At 47.9% G+C, this 11,699-nt stretch carries 8 protein-coding genes; 7 read left to right on the top strand and 1 reads right to left on the bottom strand.

Translation table 11 applies throughout. The annotated features are described in order from the left end of the window. Positions 1-428: RNA polymerase sigma factor (locus VIM87_RS22720; protein WP_331999222.1), on the bottom strand; the 428-nt coding region annotated here is incomplete at its 3' end. A 213-nt stretch (positions 429-641) separates the two neighbouring features. Here VIM87_RS22720 and VIM87_RS22715 point away from each other — a divergent pair. The 7 genes from VIM87_RS22715 to VIM87_RS22685 form a co-directional block, all read left to right on the top strand. Continuing rightward, positions 642-1,814 carry a FecR family protein gene (locus tag VIM87_RS22715; RefSeq protein ID WP_331999221.1) on the top strand — a complete coding sequence of 391 codons (1,173 nt, stop codon included), beginning with the start codon at positions 642-644 and terminating at the stop codon, positions 1,812-1,814. Between the two features lie 217 nt (positions 1,815-2,031). Continuing rightward, positions 2,032-5,547 carry a SusC/RagA family TonB-linked outer membrane protein gene (locus VIM87_RS22710; protein WP_331999220.1) on the top strand — a complete coding sequence of 1,172 codons (3,516 nt, stop codon included), beginning with the start codon at positions 2,032-2,034 and terminating at the stop codon, positions 5,545-5,547. A gap of 26 nt (positions 5,548-5,573) precedes the next feature. Continuing rightward, entirely contained in the window at positions 5,574-6,986 is a 1,413-nt protein-coding gene (locus VIM87_RS22705; RefSeq protein ID WP_331999219.1) for a RagB/SusD family nutrient uptake outer membrane protein, read from the top strand. Positions 6,987-6,999: 13 nt separating this feature from the next. Then, positions 7,000-8,169, top strand: a complete 1,170-nt coding sequence (locus VIM87_RS22700; RefSeq protein ID WP_331999218.1) for a TlpA disulfide reductase family protein — start codon at positions 7,000-7,002, stop codon at positions 8,167-8,169. 142 nt (positions 8,170-8,311) lie between these two features. Further along, a complete protein-coding gene (locus VIM87_RS22695; protein ID WP_331999217.1) occupies positions 8,312-8,779 on the top strand; it encodes an ester cyclase in 468 nt (155 codons plus the stop codon). A 21-nt stretch (positions 8,780-8,800) separates the two neighbouring features. Then, entirely contained in the window at positions 8,801-9,466 is a 666-nt protein-coding gene (locus VIM87_RS22690) for an SDR family NAD(P)-dependent oxidoreductase (RefSeq protein ID WP_331999216.1), read from the top strand. Positions 9,467-9,607: 141 nt separating this feature from the next. Continuing rightward, a partial coding sequence (locus VIM87_RS22685; protein WP_331999215.1) for a GH116 family glycosyl hydrolase occupies positions 9,608-11,699 on the top strand: 2,092 nt, incomplete at its 3' end.

Here is an 11,699-nt window from a genome sequence, read left to right as displayed (position 1 = left end):
AGCTGGAAAACTCTTTTCCTTTGCGGCGGCAGCTGCTCTATGGCCTGCTTTAAGATAGCTGCGGTTTCTTTATTTTCAAGTAGTTCCTGTCCGTTCAGGTAATAGTTGGCGGCATTTATGATCAGGGATTCTATCAGCGCCTGGTCGTGCGCAGCTTTCCGGAAGTAGTTATACACCAGGTTTTGCGCAATGGTGTACAGGTAGGCCTGGAACGACTTTTCGCTGTCAACAGCCGCACGTGCATTCCAGAGCTTAATGAAAAGTTCCTGTAACAGCTCATCGGCAATGTCGGCGTTTTTTACCATCCTTAATATGCGCAGATACAATGGCTTGCTATAGGCCTGGTAAAGCTCGTTAAATGCTGATTCGTCGCCACGGTTGAGCCGGAGAAGTAATTTTTTCTGATATGTGTCCTCTACAATTTTCACCAACAGCAGCAAGTTATAACCAAATTTAAAACAATTCGCTCCAATTTTTATATGGGGCGCAGCAGGGGCTTGCTTAAATTATCGCCTGCCAGTAGATTTGCAATCTTTTGCCCATAATAAATATATGTATAACAAAATAATTAATATGAATTTTTCTGCAGCCGGAGTAATTGGAATTTCCCGCAGCGGTGTATTAGCTATTAACCACCGTTCATGAAAGAATTATTTGAAAAATACCTCCGGGATCAATGTTCCGGGGAGGAAATAAAAATGCTCCTGGAATATTTTGAAGTTCCGGGTAATGAGACGGCTTTAAAAGAGTTGATCCTGCAGGAGCTGCAGCTACAGCAGGAGCTGAGCGTTCCCGTACGGGATGTGGATCAGAGGCTGGCAAACATTTATAGCAAAGTAACACAACAGATCCGGCAGGAGAAAGCAGTGCATAAACTACCGGGACGGATCAGCTGGAAACAGATTGCAGCTGCTGCCGCAATAGTATTGATGCTGGGCGCTGCATATTACCTGTTCCTGCAAACAGGCCGGCATAAGCAGGCAGCCAGGTATGCAAATGATATAGCGCCGGGTAAAAGTTCTGCCACACTCACCCTGGCCAATGGAACAAAGATCGTGTTGTCTGATGCGGCCAACGGCAAATTAGCAGAGCAGGCGGGTGTAAGCATCAGTAAAACGGATAGCGGACAGGTAGTGTATGAAATAAAAGACCAGCAAACAGCAGGTACGGATGTAATGAATACGCTCACGACCGCCAATGGGGAAACATACCGTTTGCGCTTACCGGATCAGAGCGAAGTATGGCTGAACGCCGCATCTTCCATCCGGTTCCCGGCATCTTTTGCATCGTTAAAGCAACGCAGCATAGAATTAAGCGGGGAGGCTTACTTCGAGATCGCGCCGGATGCGGCACATCCGTTTATCGTTAAAACCTCCCGGCAGGAGGTACAGGTACTGGGCACCCGCTTTAACGTCAATAGCTACAGGGACGCAGCGGCAACGGTCACCACTTTGCTGGATGGATCTGTACGGGTAGCAAATGCTGATGCCGGCAATGGAGCGGTCCTTAAACCCGGGCAGCAGGCCATCGTGAAAGAAAACAGCCCGGTCATGATCATGCCGGCAAACATTAAAACAGCCATGGCCTGGAAGAACGGTTATTTCCGTTTCAACAATGGCTCCATAAATGAGATCATGCTGCAGCTTGGCAGATGGTATAATATTGAAGTGAGATACGAAGGGAAATTACCGGAAGAACGGTTTAGCGGGAATATTTCCCGGAATAAGAATATCAGCGAAGTACTGGATATGCTGAGTTATTCAAATGCCGTAAAATTTAAAGTAGAAGGCAGGGTAGTAACAGTAATGCCGTAAAAATTATTGACTGGAATCTAATCTAAGAAGGAAAAATTGGTCGTAGGATCACCACCAACCATTAATTAATCTACGCCAATAGAACAACCGGTCTGATCGCATTCAGGCTGGTTGTTTAGCATGACAATCCGGAGGAACAAATATCAACCAAATAATGATCAGATCATGCAACCCAATGCGGTGCGTTTTACAGGAACAATACAAACGAAGTAGAATTATGAAGCTAATCACTTTGCTTTTACTTGCAGGGCTTATGCAGGTAAGCGCCAGTACCTATGCGCAAAAAATTACATTATCAGCCAAAAATGAAGAGCTTATTAATGTTTTTGACCAGATCAGTGACCAGAGCGGTTATGACTTTATGGTAACCAGCACTATTCTGAAAAAGGCAGCCAAAGTAAATATCCAGGTGAAGGATGCTGCCCTCAAAGATGTGCTGGAGCTGATCTTCAAAGGCCAGCCGCTTGAATTTACCATCCGGAATAAAACAGTGCTGGTAAAGCAAAAGGAACAAACACATACACAATCAGCAGATCCCGCAAATGGCGTAACAGCAGCCAGCAACATTGATGTAAAGGGAAAGGTGACAGGAGAGGACGGCACCCCGCTTCCGGGAGCTACTATAAGAATAAAGGGCAGCCCGAAGCAAACTTTTGCCAATGAGAACGGGGATTTCTATTTGCCGGATGTGCCGGAAAATGCGGTGCTGCAGGTTTCTTTTGTTGGTTATAAAACCATCGCCATAAACGCCGCTGCGGAAATGGGCAGTGTAGCCCTGAACGTGCAAACAGGCGAGCTGAAAGAGATCACCGTTTCTACCGGTTATCAAACACTTTCCAAGGAACGTGTAACAGGTTCCTTTTCCAGCATATCGGCCGGTAAGCTGCAGCAGCAGCGTTTAAGCAGCATAGGTTCCCTGCTGGAGGGCCGCATACCCGGTTATAATAATGGATTGATCAGGGGCACCACCTCCATGAATGGCGTAACTACTCCATTATATGTGGTGGATGGTTTTCCGGTAGAGAATACACGCTATACAGAAACCGGCTCGCTTACAGAAGCGGTGCCCGGCTTAAACCTGGAAGATATAGAAAGCATCACCGTATTAAAAGATGCAGCCGCTGCATCCATCTACGGCGCCAGGGCTGCCAATGGGGTAGTAGTGATCGTTACCCGTAAAGGCAAAAAAGGAAAGCCGCAGATCTCTGCATCCACAACTTTTACATTTTCTACCCCTGGCGTTTACACCGGTAATCTTACCAACTCCGCAGACATCGTTGACCTGGAAAAAGAATGGGCCGCAGCTAATCCGAATTTAAAAGGGCCGGGTGCAGCCGCTTATGCCAGCTCCCTGCTGGATAATATGGCCTATCCCAGCCAGGGCATTAACGCGCTGCTGCGTTACTATTCAGGCACGCTTTCAGAAGCAGATCTTAACACAAAGCTGAACCAGCTGGCAGGCGGCGGGTACCAGTATTATGACGATGTGAAGAAATACGCTAAGCGTAATCCCTTTTACCAGCAGCATAACCTGAGCGTGGGCAACGCCACGGAGAAAAATTCATTTTATGCTTCCGTTACTTACCGTCATAATAATTATGAAGATAAGTTTGCTAAAGATCAGATGCTGGGCCTGAACATCAATAATACTTTCAAAGTAAATAAATGGCTGAGCCTTGAGCTGAGTAATTACCTCCAGTATAGCGATGCCCGGGGCCAGCAGAATAGGCCACTATCGCCGGGATACGCCTTTCAGCCTTACGACCGCCTGGTGAATGCGGACGGCAGCAATTTTACCTCAACCGCTGCTTCCCGCTTCAGCAAGAACACCATGTCGCTGATCAATGACTATCATCTTTATAATATGGATATTACTCCATTGGATGAACAGGCCATGAGCCTCTCAAACACCAGGGGGTTCAGCAACCGCTCCTATGTAAAGCTGAATGCAGATATCACCAGCTGGCTGTCTTATAAGTCCACCTTCCAGTATGAGTATGCAAATGACCAGTTAGATCAGCTGTACGACAAGAACTCTTATTATGTACGCAGTAAAGTGAACAGCTTTGCCGGCAGCACAGGAGGGGGCGCAACGGTTTTTAATTTACCGTACGGGAATATTAACTATACAGTAAACCAGCGGAACGTAGCCTATAACTTCCGCCAGCAGCTGAATATAGATAAGACCTTCTCAGATAAACATAACCTTACCGCCATAGTAGGTACGGAAACCCGGCAAACCAAGCTGGAATACAATACCCGCTACCTGTATAATTATGATCCGGAGGTTTTGACGTATACCCTCATTGATGCCAGGGCATTGAGCACTGTGCAGGGCGCCATCCTGGGCGGCGGTAGTTTCAGCGCAAATGATGTGGCCACACAGCGTGAGATCGTCAACCGGTTTATATCCATCTATTCCAATGCCGGATATGCCTACGATAATAAGTACCTGCTCACAGGCAGTCTGCGCTGGGACCGTTCTAATCTCTGGGGCACCAATTCCAAGTACCAGAATAAACCGCTTTGGTCCGCAGGTGCAGGCTGGAACATCTATAAAGAATCATTTTTTAATGTGAACTGGGTGAACCTGCTGAAGGTCCGCGCATCCTACGGTATAAGCGGTAACATTGCCAAAGATGCAGCTCCTTACATGACGGCAAACTACTACTCCAATAACACGGTAGGCGGTTTATATGGCACCATTGCTTCCCGCCCTAACCCATTATTATCCTGGGAAAAAACCACCACCACTAACGTTGGGCTGGACTACGCCATTTTTGATAACCGCCTGAGCGGAACAATAGATTATTATCATAAACAGGGGAACGATCTGCTGGCAAACACCATGGGCGTGCCCACGGAAGGTTTTGGTTATGCCACCTACTCCATTAATAATGGCGCCATGCTTAACCAGGGTATTGAATTATCCCTTTCTGCAGATGTGATCCGCAACAAGGACCTTACCTGGAACGCTACCCTGCAGTATGCACGTAATAAGAACAAGGTTACCTATGTGAATGTAGAAGCGCCGGTATATTTCCTGCAGCTGGATTATCCCCAGGCCTACCCGCGGATCGGTAATCCCTATAATGCCATTTACAGCTATCGCTGGGCGGGGCTCAGTGAAAAAGGATTACCGCAGGTATATGATGAAAAAGGCGGAAAGGCGCTCAATTCCCCTGCCACGCTGGAATCTATCGTCTATGCCGGATCCACCGTACCTGAATACAGCGGTTCATTTAACAGCTCTGTGTCGTACAAAAATTTTGTGCTCTCCTTTTTACTGACGTTTGAAGGCGGCCATAAAATAAGGAATACTTTCCTTCCCATGCTGGGAAATGCCTACAACTCTGCCCTTTTCGGTTATGTATCAACCATAGGTGTGGTTAATAAAGATATTGTGAACCGCTGGCGTAACCCCGGCGATGAGAACCATACGCAGGTGCCCCGGGCTGTATTTGCAGAAGACCCGGATTACAACAGCCAGAGCTATGATATTTATAAGAACGCGGACATTAATGTGTTGAATGCATCTAACATGCGCATGCGTAACATTTCCCTGGCTTACAGCCTGCCGGAAAGGATCAGCCGGAAAGCCGGTATAGAGCATGTAAGGTTGCAGTTTAATGCGGAAAACCTGTTTATGATCGCCGCCAACAAAACCGCCAAGTATTTATTAGGAGGTTACTATCCGCCTAATTATGTGATGGGTGCTTATCTGAATTTTTAAAAAGCTAGCCGTTAAAAATATTATTAATGAAAAGGATACTGTTAAATACAATTAAGATCGCCGCGCTGCTGCTGGTAATGGGCCTGAGCAGCTGCGAAAAATACCTGGACATTGTGCCCAAAGGGAGGAAGATCCCGACCACCCTGGCCGATTTTGACGCCCTGCTGCGGGATGAATATACCAACCAGCGCATGGATATTACCCAGGCTATTCTTTTACTGAATGATAAGTTTGAGACCGCCTCAAACCTGAGCTACTATAAGCTGTATAATGCCAATTATAACTGGGACGAAAGTGCAGACCGTGTTGCTTTCAATAACAGCGATGAAGGCACTTATTACAATGCATATTCCGCCATCTCAACCAGTAACCTGATTATTACCAACGCGGGAAATGCCACGGAAAGCAGTGATGCCGACCGGAAGCAGCTGATCGCGCAAGCTAAGATCCTGAGAGCGCTGAACTACTTTGTATTGGCTAATTATTATGCAGATACCTATGAGGAAGCAACAGCTGCCGGCAAATTATCTGTGCCGCTGATCCTAAGTGCGGATATCGGCGCCGCCTATACGCAGGTAAGCATTAAAGAGCTGTATGATTTTATGTTGAAGGATATCCAGGAAGCCCTGCCGGACCTGCGCGCTCAGGGCGCCACCATTTTGCACGCAAACCTGGGCAGCGCCCATGCGCTTGCCGCCCGCATCTATCTGCAAATGGGGCAATATGCCCAGGCCCTGAGCGAAGCCAATGAAGCGCTGAAACAAAATGATAAGCTCTTCGACTGGACGGAGTTCTACAACAAATACAAAACACAGATCGAAGCGCCGGACCAGTATGTTAATGCACCCTCCCCAATGGGATACGATTTTGTGGAGAACTACAGCTTCCGCCATGGCGGCAGGCAATATTCCAGCACTGAAGTAAACATCCGTACCGACCGTGCAACACGCTTTGAGCAGGGAGACGCCCGGTTTAGCTCGCGCTGGAAATTAAGGACCGTAGGCGCAGATACCTATTACAAAAGCATAACTACAGGATTCTTTAATTACGGTGGATTTACCACCACAGAGGTGTACCTGATCAAAGCAGAATGCCAGGCCCGCCAGAATGATGTTCCGGGAGCTATGAATACCTTAAATACCGTTAGGGTAAAACGGATCCTGCCGCAGTATTATACTGCGCTTAGCGCCACCACGGTGCAGGATGCAGTAAAGCTGATCCAGCGCACCAAGGGCAATGAGCTGATCCTGGGCATTACGCCTTTTGCAGACATGCGCCGCCTGAATAAAGATCCGGAATATGCCCGCACATTAACCAAGAAAGAAAATGGCGCCAGCCTTTCGCTTGCACCCAACTCTCATTTATGGACCATGCCGTTTCCCCAGGGCGCTATTAAGAACCCTGGGAATGGAACCATCACACAAAATGTAAACAAGTAAAACTTTAACGCATATGAAATTCAACCTAAGAAATCTCCCGTTACTATTATTGCTGTTAGTATTTACATACAGCGGATATGCCCAGTCAAAACCCTTTACAATTACCGGCCATATCAAAGGATTGCCGGATGGAGCCAAAATAGAGCTGCTGCCCGGAGCCACCCATCAGGACGAAGCGCCTGTGGCAACTGCAACGGTAAGCCAGGGGAAATTTGAATTAAAAGGATCAGTGCCTGAGCCCCGGTTTTTTTATATCCGGTTAGTGGAGCCCCGCGGTTTTTATTCATTGATGGTGCAAAGCGGTGAGATCACCCTGACAGGTGATGCCCGGCTTTCAGGGGACGGCGACAATAAATCATATGAATTTGAGCACATGACCGTAAAGGGAAGCGATGTGCATACACAATACCTTCAGAAAAGAGCGCCCCGGGAAATGCTGGATTCCATTTACATGGCTAACAGGGAAGCCAGTAAAGAAATTTCAGAAAAGGTGAACGCAGCTTATAAAAACAAAGACACCGTATTGTTGAAGTCTTTGAAGGAAACTGAAGCTTATAAACAAATGGATGCAAGGGAATCTGCTTTCTTTAAGCTGGTTACCGCTACGTTTGAAAAAATTATCCGTGATGATAAAGATACCTGGTGGGGCCCGTTCTTTGCACTGGACCTGTACAACTACTTTACTCCAAAGGATAAGCCTGTGTACGAGCAGTTCTCCCAGGAAGCAAAAGATAGTTATTATGGTAAGCTGCTGAACGAGCAGCTGAACCCGAAAGGCTTTGCAGGGCAACCGGCGCCCCTGCTGGATCTAAAGGCATCAACAAATACACCTACGGATATTGCTTCGCTCACCAAAGGCCATAAATATGTGCTGGTTGATTTCTGGGCTTCCTGGTGCGGTCCCTGCCGCAGGGCCATTCCTGCTATGAAAAGTTCCTATGCCGACCTGCAGGCCAAAGGTGTGCAGATCGTGAGTGTATCTATCGACAAAAAAGAGGCAGACTGGTTAAAGGCGCAGAAAGAAGAGCAGCTGCCCTGGCCCAGCTTCCTGGATAACGGTAAAACGGCCAATGCCTGGAAGATCCGGGCTATTCCTGCCATGTTCTTATTGAATGAAAAAGGGATTGTGGTAGGAGAGAATTTAACCCTGGAAGAGATCCAGGCAAAGATGAAAGAGAACTAAATACGGCATCAGCCCGGGAAATATAATTCCCCTGAAGTCTTTCTGAAAAGGAAGGTTTCAGGGGAATTTTTTATAAACTGAAAACCTCACCATAGCGATACCTTCCCCTGTAACGACCTTTGTATGCATAAACAAATGAATTATGACAGTACAACATGAACAGCCGGAAATGGTTAAAGCATTAACAGCCGCAGAGCGTAACGCTATAACAGTTTTTTACAGCGCCTGGAAGAAAAAACAGCCGGAGCTGCTGGATGAGGTATGCACCCCTGACTGGCAGGATATTCCCCTCGGACCCGGACAGGCAGCAGGTCCTAAAGGATTACAGGATATTATCAGCTGGTTTTCATCCACCTTCCCGGATGTGGAAATTGTGATCCATGAAATTTACGGCACCTATGAACGCGCCGGTGTGCGTGCCTCCTTTGTATTTACACACAGCAGCGAATTAATGGGTATTCCGGCTACCGGTAAAAAAGTAGCCCTGGCCCTGCATGAGTTCCACCATCTTAAAGACGGAAAGCTTACGCATACCTGGCACCTGGAAGACTGGTTCGGATTGCTGCTGCAAAGCGGCGCCTGGGAAGCAAAAGGTTTAGGCGGTAATTAAAACAGGTTAAATAACAACAGTATGAACAGGTTAAATAAAACAGCAGTAATTACAGGTATCAGCAGTGGAATAGGTTTGGCGCTCACTAAAAAGCTATTGAACGAAGGTTATAACGTTATTGGCACAACGAGGTCCGGGGTATTGGAAGAGCTTTCGCATCCGGATCTGCAGATCGTTGCCCTGGAAGCCACAGACCGGCAAAGCAGCCGGCAGGCCGTTGAGCGTATCCTTACACTAACAAACGGTATTGATCTGCTGATCAACAATGCAGGCGCAGCGCCGGATGTATTTGCCGTGGAGCCGGAGTACCATGCCTTCACACAAACCATCAACACCAACATTACCGGCGTTGTGTTTTTTACAGAGCCTTTACTGGAACATATGAACGAAGGCGGACAGGTAATTTTCATTTCCAGCAATATGGGCTTACCGGAAAATGCAGCGCCCAATGGCCCCGGTTACCGCTTATCAAAAGCAGCTATTAATATGTATGCCGCCATGCTGGCCACCCGCCTGGCCGATTGCAGCATTCGTGTAACACCGGTTCACCCCGGCTGGGTGCAAACTAAATTAGGTGGTGATCAGGCTCCCTTAACCCCCGAGCAATCGGCCGCAGGAATTTACCAGGGTATTTTAACAAACACGCAAAGCGGTAAGCTTTGGGATATAACCGCTGCTGTTAATTAGCAGGCAGCTATTATCCGGCAATTTTCCCGGAACCTGTAAAAAATGTGCAAATTCTGATAAGATGTTGGCTTTACCTGTTTGTACAATTGCAGTTCACATCATTATTGCATAAGTTTAGTTCAGGAACTAAAACATTGCGTTATGAAAAGACCCAACAGGCGCCGCGACTTCCTGAAGAATATTGCGCTTGGCGGCCTTGGCGCCGGGCTTGCACCCTTAACCCTGCATGCTGAAAGCCATACAACAGAACGGGAGAAAACAATAAAGGAAAACCCTTCAGCGCCGCGCAGGTACAACAGCGCGTATACCGGTGAGTTCAATAATATGATCGCCTTCCCGGTAGGAGGTATTGGTACCGGCATGTTTTGCGTGGAAGGTACAGGCGCTATCTCTCATATGTCGGTAAGGCATGTGCCGGAAATTTATCATGAGCCGGCCATGTTTGCAGCAATAAAAATAAAAGGCCATGCACCCCGTGTGCTGGAAGGGAAGGTGCCGGACTGGAAAAAATTCGGGCAGCGTGATTCCGGCTTAGGCGGCAGGGGCGGGGCTACCTGGGGATTGCCAAGATTTGAAACCGCTGAATTTGAGGCAGGATTTCCTTTCGGGAAAGTAAGCATGAAAGATGAAAGCATGCCGCTTTCCGTAAGCCTGCAGGCCTGGAATCCTTTTATACCCAATGATGAAGATCATTCAGGCCTGCCGGTAGGCGGGCTGGAATATACTTTCAAAAATACCGGCAGCAGTGCGCAGGAGCTGATCTTCTCTTACCACTCCCGCAACTTTATGCAGCAGCAGGATGCTGCCAATAGTATAGGCGCTATCAGCAATGGTTTTATACTTTCTTCCGCAGGCACCCAGCAGGCGCCTTCAAAAGAAGGCCATTTCGCCATCTTTACCAATGAGGGCGCAACAGTAGTAGATCACTGCTGGTTCAGGGGCGCCTGGTTTGATCCGCTTTCTATGGTATGGAACACCATAAGCGACGGACAGTTGCGGAACACGCCGCCGGTGGATGCAAATGCACCTGGCGCCTCCCTGTATGTACCTTTTACACTGGCGCCGGGCCAGCAGAAAACCATCCGCTTAATGATGGCCTGGTATGTGCCGCATTCCACATTGAGGATCGGTGAGTTTGAGGAAAAGGACGAAGCCGATCACACTGAAGCAAGGTATTACCGCCCCTGGTATAGCAACCGTTTTAATAGTGTACAAAGCATTGCAGATTACTGGAAGCAGCATTACGAAACACTGCAGCAAAAGTCGTTACTGTTTCAGAAAGCATTTTATAATTCAACCTTGCCGCCGGAAGTGCTGGAAGCAATAGCAGCTAACCTTACCATTTTAAAATCTACAACCGTGATGCGGCCCTATGATGGCCGGTTCTGGGCCTGGGAAGGCTCCGGCGACAGCTGGGGAAGCTGCCACGGCTCCTGCACGCATGTATGGAACTATGCGCAGGCAGTGCCGCATTTGTTCCCGGTGCTGGAAAGAAGCCTGCGGGAAACGGAGTTTAATGAAGATCAGAATGAAGCAGGGCACCAGGTGTTCCGCGCAAATATGCCCATCACTAAAGTGAAGCATACTTTTCATTCTGCTGCCGACGGGCAGCTGGGTGGCATTATGAAAGTGTACCGCGAATGGAGGATCATGGGCGATGACAAGTGGCTGCAAACCATGTATCCCGCTGTGAAAAAAAGCCTGGACTATTGCATCAAAACCTGGGACCCACGCAAAAAAGGCCTGATAGAAGAGCCGCATCATAACACCTACGATATAGAGTTCTGGGGCGCTACCGGTATGTGCACCAGCTTTTACCTGGGCGCATTGCGCGCCTTCACTGAAATGTCGGAACACCTGCACCAGGATGCAGCTGACTATAAAGAACTGTATAATAAAGGCAGGCAGCAATTGGAAACGGAACTTTATAATGGTGAATTTTTTATTCAGAAGATCCAGTGGACAGGCTTGAATGCACCCGATCCCGTAAAGGCGCAATCATTCGGCGGCGCTTATTCACCGGAAGCCCTGGAGCTGTTAAAAAAAGAAGGTCCTAAATATCAATACGGCGCCGGCTGTTTGTCTGATGGTGTGCTGGGAGCCTGGATAGCGCGGGTTTGCGGGCTGGATGATATTATGGATGCCGCTAAAATTAAAAGCCACCTGGCTGCAGTGTATAAATACAACCTGCGGCAGGACCTTTCCGCACATGTGAATCCGCAAAGGCCTACCT

This window comes from Chitinophaga sp. (genome assembly GCF_036569125.1).
In the GTDB taxonomy this organism is placed as follows: domain Bacteria; phylum Bacteroidota; class Bacteroidia; order Chitinophagales; family Chitinophagaceae; genus Chitinophaga.
The sequence above is the reverse complement of the archived record's forward strand: the minus strand, read 5'-3'. Positions and strand labels throughout refer to the sequence as shown.